The following is an 18,397-nucleotide window of genomic DNA, read 5'->3' as shown; positions in this document are numbered from 1 at the left end:
TGCGCGGGCGCTTGCTAGGGGGTCGCGTCAGGCCGCGGCGCCGATCCGTTCCAGCCGGTAGCTGCCATCCAGCACGCCCTGGACCCAGGCCTGGTTGGTCAGGTACCACGCCACCGTCTGCGCGATGCCCTGCTCGAAGGTATACGCCGGCTCCCAGCCCAGCTCGTTCTTCAGCTTGGAGGCATCGATCGCGTAGCGACGATCGTGTCCGGGGCGATCGGTGACATGGGTGATCTGGCTTGCGCGTGGCTTGCCGTCCGCACGCGGGCGATGCTGATCCAGCAGCGCACAGATCGCCTGCACGACCTCGATGTTCTGGCGCTCGGAGTTGCCGCCCACGTTATAGGTCTCGCCGACCCTGCCCTTGGCCAGCACGGTGCGGATCGCCTCGCAGTGGTCGCTGACGAACAACCAGTCGCGCACCTGCTTGCCATCGCCGTACACCGGCAACGGCTCGCCGGCCAGCGCCTTGGCGATCACCAGCGGAATGAGCTTTTCCGGGAAATGGTAGGGGCCGTAGTTGTTCGAGCAGTTGGTGGTCAGCACCGGCAGCCCGTAAGTATGGTGGAACGCGCGCACCAGGTGATCCGAGGCGGCCTTGGATGCCGAATACGGGGAATTGGGTGCATACGGCGTGGTTTCGGTGAACTTGCCGGTCTCGCCCAGCGTGCCATAGACCTCGTCGGTGGACACATGCAGGAACCGAAAGGCCTCGCGGCGCGCGTCCGGCAGCGCTTTCCAGTAATCGCGCACGGCCTCGAGCAAGGCCAGGGTGCCGACCACGTTGGTCTGGATGAACGCGCCGGGGCCTTCGATCGAGCGATCCACATGGCTTTCGGCAGCGAAATTCAGCACCGCATCCGGCTGATGTTCCTGCAGCAGCCGGGTCACCAGCGCGCCGTCACCGATGTCGCCCTTGACGAAGACATGGTCGGCATTGCCTTCCAGCGACGCCAGCGTGTTCAGGTTCCCCGCATAGGTGAGCGCGTCGAGATTGATCACGCGGACCCCGCGCGCGACTGCCTCAAGAACAAAATTTCCGCCGATAAAGCCGGCCCCGCCGGTTACTAGCCAAGTCGCCACTGTCTACCCCTCTCTGGTCGCGCGCGCGCGGCGCCGCATTTTCAAACCACACAGGATATACGGTCCGGGCAATACCGGGCCTAAGCATTGCCCAAACACTGCGCGAAGCTGTTGCGCCGCAGCATCCATACGCCATCGCATGGTACTGCTTGCCCGGTTAGAATGGCCCCACTCCCGAGCCTGCCGCCGCGGCCGGGCCTTCCCGCAACAGCTGAAGGATCTCGTACACGATGAAAATCCTCGTCGCCTACAAGCGCGTGGTGGACTACAACGTCCGCATTCAGGTCAAGCCCGATGGCTCCGGTGTGGTCACCGACGGCGTCAAGCTCTCGCCGAACCCGTTTGACGAAATCGCCCTGGAAGAGGCGCTGCGCCTGCGCGACGCCGGCATTGCCACCGAGGTGGTGGTCGCCACCCTGGCGCCGGCCGATGCGGCCGCGCATCTGCGCAACGGGCTTGCCATGGGCGCCAACCGCGCCATCCACGTGGTCACCGACGCGGCGATCCAGCCGCTGACCGCCGCGCGCGCCCTGCTCAAGCTGGTCGAAAAGGAACAGCCGGACCTGGTCATCTTGGGCAAGCAGGCGATCGACGACGACGCCAACCAGACCGGTCAGATGCTCGCTACGTTGTGGGGGCGCCCACAGGCGACCTTCGCTGGCAAGCTGGTGGTCGCCGATGGCAAGGTCACGGTGACCCGCGAGGTGGACGCAGGCCTGGAAACGCTGGAAGTGGACCTGCCGGCGGTGATCACCACCGATTTGCGCCTGAATGAGCCGCGCTTCATCAAGCTGCCGGACATCATGAAAGCCAAGAGCAAGCCGCTGGAAACGCTGGCATTTGCCGATCTTGGCATCGCTGCGCACGACAGCCTCAGCACCACCCACTATGCGCCGCCGTCCAAGCGTAGCCGCGGGGTGATGGTCAAGGATGCCGCCGAACTGGTGGCCGCACTTAAGCAGAAGGGGTTGCTGTAATGGCCAAGGTTCTCATCGTTGCCGAACATCTCAACGGCCAGCTCAACGCGGCCACCGCCAAGACCCTGAGCGCCGCGCTGGCCGTGTCGGCCGAGGCCATCGACGTCGTCGTGCTGGCGGCCGACCCAGCCGCGGTTGCGACCCAGGCCGCGCAGCTGGCGGGTGTTGCCCGCGTACTGACGGTGGCAAACGCCGCCAACGAACATGCCATCGCGCAGGTCCTGGGGCCGCAGATCGCCCAGCTCGCCGGCCAGGGCTACACCCATGTGTTCGGCCCCTCGACCACCTTCGGCAAGGACCTGATGCCGGTGGTGGCCGCGCTGCTGGGTGTCAACCAGGTCTCGGACCTGATGACGGTCGAAGATGCCTACACCTTCAAGCGCCCGATCTACGCCGGCAATGCGATCATCACGGTGAAGGCACCGGCCGACCAGGTCGTGGTGGCAACCGTGCGCAGCGCCTCCTGGCCGGAAGCGGCAGCCGGTGGCAGCGCAACGATCGAGTCCGTCGCCGTAGATGCCGCGCTGCCGACCCACACCCGCTTCATCGGGCTGGCCGCAGGCAGCTCCGACCGCCCCGACCTGCAGAGCGCCAAGCGCGTGGTCTCCGGCGGCCGCGGCGTCGGCTCGGCCGAGAACTTCCAGCACATCTACAGCCTGGCCGACAAGCTCGGCGCCGCCGTGGGCGCCTCGCGTGCCGCCGTGGACGCCGGCTACGTGCCCAACGAACTGCAGGTCGGCCAGACCGGCAAGATCATCGCCCCCGAGCTGTACGTGGCGATCGGCATCAGCGGGGCGATCCAGCATCTGACCGGCATCAAGGACGCCGGCACGATCGTGGCGATCAACAAGGACCCCGAGTCGCCGATCTTCGAGATTGCCGATATCGGGTTGGTGGGGGATTTGTTCACGCTGTTGCCGGAGCTGGAACAGGCCTTGGGCTAACGGCTACTCTCAAGATTACGATGGCCGCCACGGCTGACGGTATACTGCGCCGTCAGCGTGGCGGCGCCACTCTTCGCCGCTTGCATGCCTGACGGGGACACGCCGCGGCCGAAGCAAGTGTTGGCCCGGGACGATCGTATGGCGTCGGCGGCCTTGTAGTTGTCCAGCGCTGCATAAGGACAACGTCGATAAATGGGAATTGGTAATTAAGTGATCATCGGTAATGGCCTGCTGGCCAGATCCTTCGCAGCAGATAGGCTCGCTGAGCTCAACGCCACGGTATTCGCCTCCGGGGTGTCCAATTCATCCGAGACCGATCCGGCGGCATTCGAAAGGGAAGCACGTCTGCTGGTCAAGGCTCTGGACGAGGCGCGGGGCCGGTTCGTGTACTTCAGCACGTGCAGCGTGACAGACCCCGACCGCGCGGAAACCCATTACGTCCGCCACAAGCTGAGAATGGAACGGCTGATTGCGGAACGCGACGAGTATCTGATCCTGCGCCTGCCTCAAGTCGTGGGACGCACTGACAATCCACACACCCTGTCCAATTACCTTGCCAGTGGTATTCGCAATGCGGAGCCGCTACGCATCTGGGTCAAGGCAGTGCGCTGCCTGATCGACGTAGAAGATGTTGCCCGAGTGACCCTTCATCTGGTGGAGCGCCGCCTCGAAACCAATGCCGTGCTGGATCTGGCTCCGCCAGAAAATGTCACCCTGCTCGAGCTGGTCTCGATGCTGGAGGCCACGCTGGGCAAGAAGGCAAGCATCGACTTCGTGGACCGTGGCGGCGGTGCCATGCCTGATCCGGCGCCATTTGTTCGTTATGCAACCGCCATCGGCATTGATTCTTCTCCCGGATACATCGCCAGGCTGATTCGCAAATACTACGGAACGAGCGATGCAACCTGATATTTCCGTCGTCATCCCGGTCTATGGCAGCGCGACCATCCTGCCCACGCTTGTCGAGAAACTCGAGGAGTCGCTGACTGCGCTCACCGACAAGTTCGAAGTCGTACTGGTGTACGACTGCAGCCCGGATAACTCCTGGCAGGTCATAACAGGGCTGTGCACCTCCCGGCCCTGGTTGAAGGGAGTCCGCCTGCGCAAGAACGCGGGGCAGCACAATGCATTGATGGCTGGATTCGGTGTGGCACGCGGCCGCTACATCGTAACCATGGATGACGATCTGCAGCACTCGCCGTCCGACATCGGGCGCGTCGTGGCCGAGCTGCGAAGTGGAGCCGATGTTTGCTACGTGCAGTTCAAAAGCCGGCGGCACGCTCTCTGGAAGCGCCTCGGCAGCCAGTTCAATGACCGCATGGCGTCGTGGCTGCTCGCCAAACCTCGCGGGCTGTATCTTTCGCCATTCCGCGGCTTGATCAGCGAAGTTCGTGACGAGATATTGCGCTACGGCGGCCCCTTCGTCTATGTCGATGGCCTTATCGTTCAGAGCACCAGCAATATCACCACCATTGAAGCGGAGCACCACGCCCGAAGCGACGGCAAGTCTGGATACAGCCTGCGCAAGTCGATCTCACTGTGGATGCAGATGGCGACAAGCTTCTCGATCACACCATTACGGGTAGCGTCGCTGACAGGAATCGTCTCTTCCGGCCTCGGCTTTCTGTGCGCCATCGTGCTGATCCTGCAGAAGCTGCTTTGGCCGCACACCGTCATCGGCTGGACGTCATTGATCGTTGCGGTATTGATCATGGGCGGCATCCAGCTACTCGCGCTGGGCGTGGTGGGCGAGTACGTAGGGCGCGTGCTGCTCAACGTCAGCAATCGTCCCCAATACATAAAGGGCCAACAGCTCAACGTAGGCCAAGAGCAAGAGACCGTGAAGTGATATCACAGCGCCATCGCGCCCTGGCCGCACGCTTTCTGCGCTTTTGCATCGTTGGTGGCGCCAGTACCGTCGCCTTCAGTGTGCTTACCTGGGTGGCTGTATCAAAGCTTGGCATGCAGCCAACCATGGCCACGGCGCTCTGCTACCTGGTGTTGGTGCCAATCAATTTCGTCGCGCACCGCAGTTTCACGTTCGTGTCCTCTGGTCATCTGAGTTCGGAAGGCTTGCGCTTCATTTTGCTGCACAGCTTCAACCTCGCCTTGTCCATCATCGGGATGGGCGTGGCTGTGAACAGTCTGCACTTGCATTACGCGTGGGGCATTGCGTTCTCGGCCGTCGTCGTGCCTGTCGTGGTATTTCTCGTGATGAATTTCTGGGTGTTCAACCGGGACCGACGTCGCGATCACGTCTAAATCCAACCTACGCCGCAACTGCAACCAAACAAGCCATCGAATGTCCACTCCCCTAATCCGCAACGACGCTTCCCAGCGCACCATGTTGTTCATCGCTTGCTCCACAGCGATCGTCATGCTGCTTTGGCTTCCCTTCGGCTTCAACATGATGGGACATATCGAGGAATGGGATCTTCTGAACCTGTTCACTCGCCACGGCGTGTTCTACGTGGTTGGTGAGGGCGGGCCGCTTCCCAGCCACCGCATGCGGCCCCTCATGCTGTTGCCGAATGCGATCGCGTACCAACTATCGCCAAACTCCTTTTTCGCCATGCATCTGTTGCAGATGCTGGCCTTGGTGTTGAAGGGTGTTTGCGGCGGAATCCTGGGGTGGTGGCTGCTGCGCTCGCGGCTCTATGCCGTGTTGCTGGCGCTGCTGGTGGTCATTTATCCCGCAGATACAATGCAGCTGTCGTTCCGCTCCTTCCATATCAACTGGTCTGTCTTGCTGGCATTTGCCGGCGTGACAGGGATAGTGCATGCATATGGAAGTCAATTGATGGGCAAGAGCAGGGCGATCCTGGTATCGCTTGTGTCTACCGCAATGTTGGTTGTTGCCACGCTGATCTATGAAGTGGCATTGGCATACGCCATCTTGCCTCTGCTGTTGCTCTGGTGCCGATTCGGATTGGTGGAGACGGTCAGACTTCCCCTCCGTCGCTGGTATGTTTCGCTGGTCTGGTGCATAGGCATATTGGCTTGCTTAGCCTATATCTACTACGTTGCCAAGACTGGCTCGACCTACCAAGGGCATCTGTTAGAGAGCCAGGCCGGTGGCATTGCCCTGCTTAAAGAGCGCGCCCTGGTGATGTTTTACACGGGCATCGGCCGAAGCGTAGTGGGCGGTTGGATCGACGCCGGAAGGATTCTCTTCGTCGAGTACCGCAGCTTCTGGTACCTGTCGGCCATTGCGTTGATGGCGTTGGCTCTGCTCCGCTACATACGCGAACCCTTTTCCGCACCACCCCCGGAAAAGCAAATCGGCGTGCGTTGGTCGCTACGGGTGCTCGTTACCGGCGTGGCATTTGCCGCCGTCGGCTATCTCCCCTTTCTTGCATCACCCGCGCATACCAGCATCAGTCAACGCACCTTCCTCTTCGCGACTCCAGGCGGAGCATTGGCCACGGTGGCTCTGGTCATGCTGTTTTCTGGAGCCCGTCGAACCCTGGCAATGGTGTTCGGCACCGTATTGATCGTACTGGGCATGGCGGCACAAATGTTCCAGTTCCATCACTACTCACAGATTTCTGATACAGAACGCAAAGTCCTCCAGGACGTGGCTGTAAGCCTGCCGGATATCGCCAACGACCGCGATCTTCTCATTCTCGATGGCTCCCACCTTATCAACAGCGTGTGGATGCTCCGGGAAAACATGATGAACGCGCTAACCTATTTGTACGGCAAGCCGATCGACGTGGTACAGATCTGCAATCAACCTGAGAACGACTGGCAACACGCAGATGAAAGAGGCCGCACCGGCCGATGCGCAGAATACCCTGACCACTGGGAGTTCAGTTCAGGCCCAGCCATTGATGGACCAGACTATACGTCGCCGCCGCAAAGCGTTCTGTATCGCGCAGACAAGAGCAGGACGCAGATCGTGCGCATTCCCGAAGAGGGCGTTGTACCGCTAAGTGATGCGCGTAAAGACGAGCTTTCGTTGCGCAACGACGCCGTTTCGCGGCGCTATCGCGCCATGCTCGCGCCGTCTCCCTGGCCTCTGGCTTTCGATCAGTTCCGCCACAGGGAACGGGAGGCAGGCTTTAGGTGGGATTTCGGCCGCTGGTGGAATTTGGACGTGCCTGCGCCGGGACGCGGATGGCAGGATGCCCAGTGGCAACGTGAAGGACGTATGGAACATGCTTCATTCTCGTGGACCGTCGTTGAGAATCCATGGCTTCAATTCCAGCTAAAACCAACTGGCCGGGTTTATCGAGTTCGGGGAAAGGTCATGTCCATCGCCCCCGGCATACACCCTGAGAAGCTCGCGATTTCAGTGAACGGCCATGTGGTCCCGGTCCGCTGGATCACTTCCAATGAGTTTTATGGAGAATTGCCCTCGTCCTTCCTGAAAGATGGCAACAACAGGGCCACCTTCCTGCTTCCGGTCGACAATCACTCTTCTGGATTCGGCATGGCATTCGATTGGATCAAATTCGCTCCGATCGAGTCGACTGACTGACCGAACGAAATATGCGTCGCCTCAGCACAACTGGCATACGGAATTCAAAATGATTGCCATCAATCGCGACATTAAGGCTGCACTTCTAGCTTCCGTCTTATGCCTGTTACTTCCAGGCTGTACGGCAAGAGAGACCGAGTCCTCCCTGGATGCTGCTTCAACCAGGTCCGCGGTTATTTCGGCAGGTGATAGAATAGGTCCTGCTGACCTGAGACCATTTCTGACAAATGGCTGGTCAACAGATGAACCCTTCGGAGTATGGTCCGTCGGCGAGGATGCAGGCCTTTTAATGCGGATGGAAACGTCGGCAGACGCAGGCGCTCGACTGGTCATGCAGGCTGGTGGCCTTTGGGCCCCACGACGCCAATCCATGGATGTTGGTATTCGTGTGAATGGTGGCAACTGGCAGCACCAAACCCTCACAGCATCGGCCCCAGAGCCGCAACTGATCACTATTGCCCTGCCAAAATTGGCGGCTGGCGATGAAGTCAGGGTCGAACTGCACTTCGATCGTCCAGCCTCACCAGTCGAGCTTGGAATATCTTCGGACGCGCGCGCTCTGGGCATTTCACTCAGGTCTATGCAGCTGTTGGGCCGCACGCCCTAGCAGTCGCTGGCCGTGGGCGGGCAAGCCAGCAAATGCAATCAGGCCTGGCGTTACCTGACCCGTATCAGGTGCGCGCCCTTGCACGTGGTTGACAGCACGCGCCGCGGAATCATGTATCTCAGATCGACCATTGATCGCATGTCTACCAAGCAACCTACGTCACGTCATACCGAACGTGACGTAGGTTGTCTGGCCACATCAGTCACCGCACCTCAGACTTCTGCGTGCGCATACGCGTAGATGGATCACGAAGCCAGCCAGCTGCCAGCATTTCGCGAGGCCGAGCTTCACTCAGCCTTCTTCGAGCATCCATTCCAGGGTTTTCCGCAACGGCGGAGACGTCCAGCTCCCGGTGAGCTCCTGCAGCAATCGATTATCGCCGCATAGCATCTTGACTTCATTGCTACGCACAAACTTCGGGTTCACAGAGACTTCCAACGAATGGCCAGTGATCTGTGTGCACAGGTCGATCACTTCCCGAAGGGAATAAGCCGTTCCGGAGCACACATTGACTGTACGACCGATGGCGTCGGCTGATTGCAACAGCTTGCCATAGGCCGATGCCACTGCCCTGACGTCACCGAAGTCACGCGACACATCCAGATTTCCCAACTCGATCCGTGGCTCTCGCCGGACAAAGTGCGAGACAATCTTGGGAATGAGGAAGTTTTCCGACTGCCCCCTACCCGTGTAGTTGAATGGTCGGACTACGGTGACAGGCAGCCGACCCTGCCAAAGCCGAACCACGTACTCCATGCTCAGCTTGCTGATGGCGTAATCGTTTGTTGGTGCCGGAGCAACCGACTCATCCAAACGCCCTTCCGAGGAGTTGCCATAAACATTGGCACTGCTGGCGATGAGGAGCCGCTCGAGAGAAATTTCAGCCTCTTCCACTGCCTGCAGCAAATGACGCGTGCCAATCAAATTTACGTTGTAGAAATCATCTGCACTCCCGTGACCGACAAACGCAAGCGCAGCCAAGTGAATGATAATGTCCGGACGGGTAGTCTTCAGCACCTCACGCAAGGCATCCTGATCGAGCAGGTTGACTTGATAATGACGGTCGACAGAGGCCAGGCCGCTAGCCCAGTCCGGTGCGGAGTGATCGGAGCCGCCAAGCCCCAGCACCTCGCAGCCTAAATTTTTCAGTTCATCAGCCACATAGCGGCCGGTGAAACCGGACGCGCCAGTGACTAGAACCCGCTTACCGTTCAGATCAGAACGAGAAGCCATGCGCGTTCCTCTTGAGATCGGCCTCGACCATCATCTGGCAGAGCTGCTCCAGCGTGGTTTCAGGCTTCCAGCCGAGGACGCGCGTTGCCTTCTCGGGATCGCCGATCAACAGATCCACTTCTGCAGGACGGTGGAATTTCGCATTGATGCGCATCACCACCTTGCCGGTAGCGACATCCACTGCAGTTTCATCTGCATCCTTGCCGCGGAATTCGACGTCGATTCCGGCCCCCTTGAAGGCCATGCTGACAAAATCACGGACGGTTTCAGTGCGATTTGTCGCCAGAACAAAGGTATCCGGCTCATCGGCCTGAAGCATGCGCCACATCCCTTCCACGTACTCGCGCGCAAAACCCCAATCGCGCTTGGCATCCAGATTGCCCAGCTCCAGGCATTCCAAGCGTCCAAGTTTGATCTTGGCCACCGAGTCAGTGATCTTGCGCGTCACAAATTCGCGGCCGCGCAGCGGGCTTTCATGATTGAACAGAATTCCGCTGGAGCCGAAGATGCCATAGCTCTCACGGTAATTGACCGTCATCCAATGCGCGTACAGCTTGGCAACGCCATAAGGGCTGCGAGGATAGAACGGCGTGCTTTCGATCTGCGGGACCGCCTGCACCTTGCCGAACATTTCCGATGTCGAGGCCTGGTAAAACCGGATGTCCTTGTTCACCTGCCGAATGGCTTCCAGCAGGTGGACCGGGCCGATGCCGGTGATGTGCGCGGTCGTCGTCGGCTGGTCGAACGATACGCCCACGAAACTTTGGGCCGCCAGGTTGTAAACCTCGGTGGCGCCCGTGCTCTCGAGCATGCGGATACTCGAACCGAGGTCGGTCAGGTCGTACTCGATCAGGTGCAAATTAGGGTGATTTGCAATTCCCACCTCTTCGATCCGCCAGAAATTGACCGAACTGGTACGGCGGTATGTGCCGAACACGCGGTAGCCCTTATCCAACAACAGCTGGGCCAGGTAGGCACCGTCTTGGCCGGAAATGCCGGTAATCAACGCAGTTTTCATCATCCCTCTCTTGGTTACTTATAAGTTACGGAATCGAGCCGGGATTGAACGCGGCTCGTTCCGATGATCATTGAGTCTCAGCGCGTGGCCAAAGGCTTTCCGCCCGCACCACAAACCGTTTCCTTGCCCTGGTCCTGGCACGAAGTCAGGGGGCCATAATCGAGCGAATCCACCTTGAAGTCGCTGTACCACGCCACCGATTCCTGGACGAGGCCGAATCGCAGCGTTTTCCCGATCACCGCCTGGCTGGGCACATCTGCGACCACTTCAGCGGAGCCACCCGCCGGAATGCCCTCGGCAGGAAGCGGAGCGCGCAGGAAGTCCCGGTTCGAGACATTGCCGGAATCATCCACTAGGGAGATGGCGAGATTGACCGGCAGTGTGCCCTTTGAGTTGATGGCGACCTTACCCGAATTGGTGACAGACACTGCAACCCGTACCAGCTCGCCGTTGTTGACCAGTACCGGCTCTGAGGCAATGGCGTAGCGTGCGCCAACCTGCTCCTGCGTCAACGGAGTCGACATGCCGCCTGCTTCGGTGGTCTGGGCGGCCTGCTGGGGTTCGGCCTTCGCTGGCTGTTCTGCCTCCGGGGCCTTCGAGCAGCCGGTGAACGCAATCACCGTCGCCAGGACGGCGACGGAGCCGAAGGAAACAGGAGATTTCATACGATTTTTCATGGATAAGGACCTGTGGTGGATGAGCACGCCGCTCATTATTGAGCGGCTTCTACTCGAATGAGAAGTCGGGCCGGTGAAAAGCCACGGCTTTTGAACCAGCAGACCGACTCCTGGACTAGATCAATCTCCAGGTAGTAGTCACCTGCGACTGCCGGAGCGCGGACTGTGAGATCGTGAACTGCAGAAGACATCGGCGCGACCGCATCGTGAATAAAATGGCGAGGTTGTTCGGCTACCGCCGTCGGTGTTTCGGCATGAATCCAGAAGTGTCCGAGATAAATGCCGAACGGCCGCAATGCGTGACCGAGCGGACTGAACCAGGAGTACTCGCTGTTGTTGGTCAATTCGACACGCAACGAGATTATGCTGGACGGCTCGGCAACCAGCACCTCCTGCTCAGCAACGGCAGCCTGCCCCTGAAAGGCCTCTTCCGGTAACGGCTCACTGTAGGGATAGGGTCCCACTGTTGCCCCAACCACACGCGCATGCGAATCCAGCTCCTGATCCTTCAATGCTGCCAGGGCCGGATTAACCCAGCGATCTCCGCGCAGGCTGCTCAGCACGTCGATTCGATGCAGCTCCTCGGCAAGCGGAGAATCGATGTCGACCTTCAGGCTTGCGACCGCATCAGCCACACAGTCCTTGAAATCGGAAACAACCCGATGGCGTCTCAGCAGCCGCGCATATCCTTCCGCGGCTGCATAAGGATCAAGCGCCAGCCGTCTTGATGCATCGGAACACTCTTCGGCCCAAGCGGCATAGGTTGCAGGGTCGCGCGTCAATTGACGCAGCAACGCTGCCAGAGCGTCCGGGCATTCTGCATCCGGCGCGACTTTTTTTACCGAAGCGGGCAGCTCTGCATACCAACCGTGATCCGATACGATGACGGGGAGACCCGCCTGCATCGCTTTGCATACGACAGCCGACGCCTCGCCCATCGTTGGCTGGCGCAGGGCAATCATCAAATCCGCACGCTCAAATACCTTACTGAACTGATCGTCGTCTAGATGGCCATGATTGATCAGCTGCACGTTACGCAGGTCTGCAATACTCTCCAGCTGATCGAGTACGGCTGCTTCTACCTGACCAGCGATTTCCAACGTGATCGGCCCATTCAGTTCGGAGTCGATCTCCGACAGCGCCTGCACAATCCAATCGAAGCGACGATTCGTATGCCCACCGCCCAGCAACGCGATGGTGCGCAGATTGTCACGAATGCGATGCTGAGCGACCGTCGGGTACAACTGCGGCACCACCGTCACGGGGAGCCAGGGAAAGTCCTTGCCGATCTGATCGGCTGCATAGCGTGAGTGCACCACTACCTCAGTGGCCAGTTTGGTGGCCACTTGATGCAGCGGAAAACGCACCACATCTTCCCGATTCCAGACGGGCGATCCGCTACGAAGCGCTAGTTTGGCGCTCCTTACATCGGTGCTGGAATACCACTTTTCCAGAAGATTGAAATAGTCGCCGTTGAGAAGGCGGCCTTCTTCATTCAGAACGCCAGCGGCCATATGATGCAATACAAGGTCATGCAGATGCACGATTCCCGGCGCTGCTGCCATCAACGGAAGCATCCATCCATGGAACGCTGGATGGTTACCCATCTGGTAAACGATCGCATCCGCTCCAAGCAGTCTGTGGACGGTGTTGTTCATCCCGAGGCGAACAAGATCGGCATGTGCAATCGCATCGACCTGCAGCCCTTGATCTCGCAGCAGGTTCGACAGACCTGCCGTGTACTCTGCAATGCCTGAGCGCTCCGGAGGATGCGGCCCGACCATCGCGATGCGAAACGGCGTACTCAAAGCCGGCTCTCCACCAGATTGCTTATCACGCGATCCCAGGTAATGGAGGTACTCATGTGCTGACCAGCCTCAGCCAATGCACGAAGTTGCGCCGGTCCTTTCGCATAACAATCGAGCAGGCTCTCAGCGATCGCCTCTGGTGTAGGACTTGTGACCCAACCGCTGCCGGTGGACTCGACGATCCTGCCCACCTCACCGCTATCGTCAACCGTAATGACCGGCTTGTAGGCGGCGAAGCTTTCCAGCGTCGCAAAACCATAGTCCTCATCCACCGGCGAGTAGAAGACCGCACGGCAGTTGGCAATCAGCTCGAGCAGCTTCTCGTCTTCCACGAAACCTGCAAGCTCGACGCGATCCGTCAGGCCCAGCTCGCGGATCAGCGGTGCCAGGGAGTGGGCATACTCGCTGGCACCGGTTCCGGCGATGACCACCTTGGCATGGGGGACATGCTTCGCGGCCCGGATCAGCAGGTCGGGACGCTTCATCACCTCAAGACGACCGATACACAGCACGTAGTCGCCATAGTCTCCCGAGGTGATGAATGGCGCCAGCTTCGACGGCGGATAGAGAACCTCAGAGCCCAGACCGCTGTACTGCTGCAGACGGTCGGTAACCGTCTGAGAAATGGTATATCGAGGCTCGATCTCCGCCAGCAACTCCCGGTCGGACGCTCGCAGGGCATCACGCACCGCCGAATCCTTCGCGGTCAGGTGGGGCTGATCGAAGCGCGTACGTTCCAGGTCATAAAGCACTCGATGCTGATGCACGAGCCAAAGCGCCTTATTGGCATGCGAGGCGGCATAGGTCGGATACTTGGTGCAAATGCACAGGTCGATTTTCTGACCATTACTTTCGTTCAAATTCAACAACCTCCATGCGAGCATGGAAGACAGAATTTCTGTTTCTGGATACCACTTATAGGGCAACTGCACCAGCTCTGCGACGACCTGGCGTTGCTTGCCCCACAGATTGATTTGCTTGACAAGCTCTTCGTTAAGCAGCTCCGCGCCGCCTCTGACAAACGGCACTTGCGCGCCAAGCACAATAACTCTTTTCACCTACATTCCCCTTCATGATGTCCTTGCCGGTACATGGCAATCCCTGTCCTTATTTCTTCGATTTCCTGATCCGGCTACCCAACTGATCCAGCGCTGCCAGCTGCTTGTCGATGGCCACATCGGCGGGCGTTGCCACCTCATCCTCCGCAAGCACAGGCTCTGTGCGCTCCAGCCGCTGCGGCGCATGAACCACGAGAGGTCCGCCACGCTTGGTCACCTTCATGGTGACCCATCTCAAAGGTGCTGTCACACGCCATGAGCGGCTCGTATGAAGCTCTCCGATCTGGCCCTCCAGCATATCCACTGCCAACTCAAGTTCACGAATGCGGCTACGTGCGTCCTCGAGGGCCTGCAAGCGATGGGACAGATCCAGCTGCAGCTCCTTCACCCTGCGTGCGTCCGCGGCGCCGGCAGTCTCCGACCTATTGACGCGCTGAACCAGCGAAACAATTTTCGCCTGCAGTTCGTCGATGGTTGACTGCTGCTGCGTGTTGACGCGCTCCATCTCCGACATGCTGACCTGCATGCCATCGCGCTCTTCGACCAGTCGACTGAGGTCAGCGGCAAGCAGTTCCGACAGTTCACGAACGCGTTGACGCTCCTCCAGCTCGGACTCCAGCACCGAAATCTGCGAGACGAGCCTTGCGTTCTCGGCCTCCCGATCCGCCAGGCCCTTGTTGAGCTGCTTCTCCCTGTCCTCGGCTTCGGCAGTGCGCCTTTCCAGATCTTTTGCCCACTCCTGCAGTTCGCTACTCACCTTTTCCAGATCGCGGTAGCGGTTATCGGCCGTCTCTGCTTCCAGCTGAAGGGTTGCAAGCTTGTCCTGGGCCTGCTGAGCACCTACCTGCAGGCGCTCAATCAAGGATGCGCGTGCCGCAAGCTCAACACGGTCATGCTCGCTCTGCGTATAGAGGGCGCCAAGGCGCGTGTTGTAGCTCAGCAACGCCTGTTGCATGTGGCTGTAAAGCGATGTCCACTCGGGCGCATGCAATGCGACCGGTTCAGAGCGCGCCAGGCACTCTTGCAGCTCTGCAAACGTCCAGCGTGCCTGGTCTCCCCCAAATGCCTGGATGAAGGCATTGCGATAACGAGGAGGAAGCGTCATGAAGTCCAAAGCCGGTTCCCGACCGGGACTGGCCGGAACAATGCGACGTTGCAGGATCTCCTTGACCGTAATCAGGAAGGACAGCAACAAGTCGCCCAGCCAGGAGCAATCGGTGGCTTCGGCAGAAATGGCGCCGTAGTCGATCAGAATGGCCTTGCCTTCCTGCGACATCAGAACATTCCAGCAACGCACGTCATTGTGATAAAGACCCGCGCGCTCGAGCATTACCAATTGCTCAAGCAATTCGGAGACTACTTTGTCCGGATCGTAGGGCGAGCCGTCGTCGATCAACTCCGAAAGCAGGCGTCCGCCGGACATCTCCCTGACGAGGAACAAATCCGATGCATCGTCCAAGGCCGCAATCAGCCGTGGTACGGGATACGATGCAGGAGGATTTCTGAGAAACTCGACCTCGTTATTGAATTCCTGCCAATTGATTTCGGCGCGCCCACCGATGCCCATCGTCATCTTCTTGACGAACACCTTGTCGCCGAAATAATAGCGCCTGCTGTACTGATGCGTTCCGCGCCCATAGGCATGCGCCTCGCCCGACCAGGAACTGAACCTGCCGACAGCCTCGCCCACGTACCAGAACTTGCTGCTGGCGAAGTACAGCGGCCTGGAAATCGAAGACAGATGGGTTGCCTGCCTCGACAACAATCTGGTGAAGGCATAATCGGTCAACAACTCCGCAGGGTCGTGCGGCAGAGAAGGCCCCCAGTACAGCGGCTCCTCACGCAATGCCAGCTCGAAGATCCCGGCGTCGGTGACCTCGGAGAGCTTGCGGCATAACCCCGCCACCCGCGCAATTCCCTGGGAATGCACCAGATGATGAAAGACACTCAGCCCCAGGACAAGGTCGTACTGGTCTGGATCAAGCCGCGCGATAACGTCTTCCACGGTCCCGTGCTCGAATGACGCAGCGAACGTCGGGTGCTCCTGGGCCAACGCCTGGCACACATCGACATTGAGATCCAGAAAATCCACACCGTGGACCTGATGCCCCTCGGCCGCCAGGCTCAATGAAAAAAATCCCTGGGCGCAGCCGAGATCCAGCACCCGCAGTGGGCGACCAAGCTCTCCCTGGAGCCTTTGCGCACATTCGCGAATCAGCACAAACCTGTCTTCGCAGCCGCGCGAACTTCCCTCCGAAAGCTCGGGGTGTCCGAAAATCGGCTGATATTTCTCAGGCAGAGCGGCCACGCGCGCGCCAATATGCATTGTTTCAGTCATGACTGATGTTCTCTGATGTGATGGTAGATCCTGACGCCGTCATGACAACGCTTCTACGATTTCGAAATCGGCCTTGAGGTCCATCATCCCCCAGAATTGCATCCCTCTTGCGACGTTCAGCACGATGGCGTCGTAACGACGATCCAGCGGCGTCAATTCCACAAGCGGGTCACCACTGGAAATGCCGAGCGAGACCAGATAGTTCGCTTCATTGAGGTCGAGAGGCATGCTGAACTTGCAGACGATGACCTGTCCCGCTTTTACCGAAATCCCGGACCGCCCCTCACTGGAAAGGAAGGAGTTGGTGCCGTAGAGGAATAGACCCTCGAGGGTTTTAATCAAAAACCCGGGCACTACACTGTCAAAATCCTGATCGAAGGCGATCTTGACGTAAAATACCGTCCTGGTACCGCTCTCTACGCGAGCAGGAAACTCCTCCCCGCCGCTGACAACGACATAATCGAGTATTCGCGCACCGCCCTGCCCCCAGCGATGTTCACCGGCATTGTAGTAAGGGCGCGTATGAAAGATATCCTCATCGCCAGCGTGCATCTGGCCTGGCGCATCATCGGCCTGTGCCTGAAGCGATGCAGGCTTCTTGCCGAACAACTCGTCCAGATAAAGGTTGGAGACCTCACGCGAGGGCCCATCGGCATGCACGCTACCGTCCTTGATCAAAATGGCACGATCGCAGTGTTTGACAACATCTCCGACCGCGTGACTGACGAGGATGAGCGTCATGCCCTCGTCCTTGTAAGACTGGATGCGCTTGAAGCACTTCGCCTGAAAGTACGCATCGCCCACCGACAATGCTTCGTCGACGATGAGTACATCGGGCCGAAATGCGGTGGCCACCGCAAACGCGACGCGCACCTGCATACCGCTTGAGTAGGTGCGTACCGGCTCATCGAAGTACTCTCCGATCTCGGCAAACTCCTGTATCTCGGGCAACACCTTGTCGATTTGTTCCAATGTGTAACCCATCAGCCCGGCTGAATGTCTGGCATTCTCCCTGCCACTCAGGTCCGGATTGAAACCCATGCCGAGCTCGAGAATCGCGGCGATACGGCCATGCCGGATGATGCGTCCTTCGGTAGGTTGCGAGGTACCGGTGATCAGCTTGAGCAATGTGCTCTTTCCGGCGCCATTGCGCCCCATGATCCCGATCGACTCACCCGGAGCGACCGAAAACCCGACATTCCGCAGAACCCAGTGCTCTTCTCGCGGCTTGACCTTCAACCCGAACCAGCTGGCGGCGCGTAGCCACTCGCTACCCCAGACACGATAGGACTTCCCCAGCCCCTCAACCATCAACACAGGGCTCATAGGGCATCCACCATTTCGGCACTCGCGCGGCGAAAAACGACCAACGACAGGACACACAGGACGAGGGTCGCCAGCATGAGCGGGACAAGCTCGATCCACGCCGGGGAACGCCCGTAAAGAAGTACTCCCTGATAAGCGCTGACAAGCGGGAACAGCGGATTGAGCTTGAAGAGTTCCTGGGTCTGCGCGGGAAGGATATCGATGGTGTAAACGATAGGCGTCACCCAGAACATTGCCTGCAGAACGACCGGCACGACCTGCCCGATGTCACGCACGAAGACATTGAAGACGCCGAGCAGCAATCCGATCGACATCGCGAAAGCCAATGTCAGCAGCATCAGCAGCGGCAGCCAGGCTGCCTGCGGCCCCAAGGTGTGCCCCAGAATCGCGAACACGATGATGATTGCCAGGAACAGCAGCAGGTTGTTCACCATGACGGTGCCGCCGGCAATGAGTGGGAGACATATCCGCGGGAAGGCCTGCTTCTTCATCAGATTGCCGTTATCCACGAACAATGAAACACACTTGCCAATGCATTCGGCAAACAGGGTCCAGCAAAGCGTTCCGGCCATCAGATACAGGGCGTAAGCAAACTTGTTATTGACGCCTGGCAGCTTCGCGGCCAGCACCTCGGAAAGAATCGTCGCAAAGATCAGCACCTGCATGAGCGGGTGGATGATCATCCACAATGCACCGAGTTTGCTGCGCAGGAAGCGCAGACGCAGGTCATTCCTGATCGACGACAGGATGAAGTATCGGAAGGCCCATACGGACCGGATCATGTCCAACGTTGCTACCTCTGAAAGTGTTCACTACTTTGGTGAAGCGGGGTAACCAGATCGCTA

General features: G+C 59.1%; 15 protein-coding genes. 6 read left to right on the top strand and 9 right to left on the bottom strand.

The features are described from left to right. Positions 1 to 27: 27 nt before the first annotated feature. A complete protein-coding gene (gene rfbB, locus EO139_RS12560) occupies positions 28 to 1,083 on the bottom strand; it encodes a dTDP-glucose 4,6-dehydratase (protein WP_126970895.1) in 1,056 nt (351 codons plus the stop codon). Between the two features lie 230 nt (positions 1,084 to 1,313). Here rfbB and EO139_RS12555 point away from each other — a divergent pair, with 230 nt between their 5' ends. The 6 genes from EO139_RS12555 (at position 1,314) to EO139_RS12530 (ending at position 7,487) form a co-directional block, all read left to right on the top strand. Next, a complete protein-coding gene (locus EO139_RS12555; protein WP_126970893.1) occupies positions 1,314 to 2,060 on the top strand; it encodes an electron transfer flavoprotein subunit beta/FixA family protein in 747 nt (248 codons plus the stop codon). Beyond that, the gene (locus EO139_RS12550; protein ID WP_126970891.1) at positions 2,060 to 3,004 is read left to right on the top strand and encodes an electron transfer flavoprotein subunit alpha/FixB family protein; all 945 of its coding nucleotides are present in this window, start codon (positions 2,060 to 2,062) and stop codon (positions 3,002 to 3,004) included. The genes EO139_RS12555 and EO139_RS12550 overlap by 1 nt, the downstream gene beginning before the upstream one ends. 210 nt (positions 3,005 to 3,214) lie before the next feature. Beyond that, on the top strand, positions 3,215 to 3,913 hold the full coding sequence (locus tag EO139_RS12545; protein WP_104561987.1) for an NAD-dependent epimerase/dehydratase family protein: 699 nt from the start codon (positions 3,215 to 3,217) through the stop codon (positions 3,911 to 3,913). Further along, entirely contained in the window at positions 3,903 to 4,853 is a 951-nt protein-coding gene (locus tag EO139_RS12540; protein WP_102580563.1) for a glycosyltransferase family 2 protein, read from the top strand. The genes EO139_RS12545 and EO139_RS12540 overlap by 11 nt, the downstream gene beginning before the upstream one ends. Further along, on the top strand, positions 4,850 to 5,266 hold the full coding sequence (locus EO139_RS12535; protein ID WP_164739832.1) for a GtrA family protein: 417 nt from the start codon (positions 4,850 to 4,852) through the stop codon (positions 5,264 to 5,266). The genes EO139_RS12540 and EO139_RS12535 overlap by 4 nt, the downstream gene beginning before the upstream one ends. Positions 5,267 to 5,306: 40 nt before the next feature. After that, positions 5,307 to 7,487: a hypothetical protein gene (locus EO139_RS12530; protein ID WP_126970889.1), complete on the top strand. Its 2,181-nt coding sequence runs from the start codon at positions 5,307 to 5,309 to the stop codon at positions 7,485 to 7,487. 898 nt (positions 7,488 to 8,385) lie between these two features. Here EO139_RS12530 and EO139_RS12525 read toward each other — a convergent pair. From EO139_RS12525 to EO139_RS12490, 8 genes are all read right to left on the bottom strand, one after another. Then, a complete protein-coding gene (locus EO139_RS12525) occupies positions 8,386 to 9,327 on the bottom strand; it encodes an NAD-dependent epimerase/dehydratase family protein (protein ID WP_102580566.1) in 942 nt (313 codons plus the stop codon). Next, complete coding sequence (gmd, locus tag EO139_RS12520) at positions 9,311 to 10,345, bottom strand: GDP-mannose 4,6-dehydratase (RefSeq protein ID WP_012439287.1); 1,035 nt, start codon at positions 10,343 to 10,345, stop codon at positions 9,311 to 9,313. The genes EO139_RS12525 and gmd overlap by 17 nt, the downstream gene beginning before the upstream one ends. Before the next feature lie 77 nt (positions 10,346 to 10,422). Beyond that, a complete protein-coding gene (locus EO139_RS12515) occupies positions 10,423 to 11,022 on the bottom strand; it encodes a glycosyltransferase (RefSeq protein WP_206515039.1) in 600 nt (199 codons plus the stop codon). A 35-nt stretch (positions 11,023 to 11,057) separates the two neighbouring features. After that, a complete protein-coding gene (locus tag EO139_RS12510) occupies positions 11,058 to 12,806 on the bottom strand; it encodes a glycosyltransferase (RefSeq protein WP_126970951.1) in 1,749 nt (582 codons plus the stop codon). A 20-nt stretch (positions 12,807 to 12,826) separates the two neighbouring features. Continuing rightward, positions 12,827 to 13,888 carry a glycosyltransferase family 4 protein gene (locus EO139_RS12505; RefSeq protein WP_102580568.1) on the bottom strand — a complete coding sequence of 354 codons (1,062 nt, stop codon included), beginning with the start codon at positions 13,886 to 13,888 and terminating at the stop codon, positions 12,827 to 12,829. A 49-nt stretch (positions 13,889 to 13,937) separates the two neighbouring features. Then, positions 13,938 to 16,226, bottom strand: a complete 2,289-nt coding sequence (locus EO139_RS12500) for a methyltransferase domain-containing protein (RefSeq protein WP_241235956.1) — start codon at positions 16,224 to 16,226, stop codon at positions 13,938 to 13,940. Positions 16,227 to 16,265: 39 nt separating this feature from the next. Further along, a complete protein-coding gene (locus tag EO139_RS12495; protein WP_102580569.1) occupies positions 16,266 to 17,552 on the bottom strand; it encodes an ABC transporter ATP-binding protein in 1,287 nt (428 codons plus the stop codon). Further along, on the bottom strand, positions 17,549 to 18,334 hold the full coding sequence (locus EO139_RS12490) for an ABC transporter permease (protein ID WP_042827951.1): 786 nt from the start codon (positions 18,332 to 18,334) through the stop codon (positions 17,549 to 17,551). Before EO139_RS12490 ends, EO139_RS12495 begins: the two co-directional genes overlap by 4 nt. Positions 18,335 to 18,397: the final 63 nt, after the last annotated feature.

This window comes from Xanthomonas sp. BRIP62411 (assembly GCF_003993525.1).
Taxonomy (GTDB): Bacteria; Pseudomonadota; Gammaproteobacteria; order Xanthomonadales; family Xanthomonadaceae; genus Xanthomonas; species Xanthomonas euroxanthea.
The sequence above is the reverse complement of the archived record's forward strand: the minus strand, read 5'-3'. Positions and strand labels throughout refer to the sequence as shown.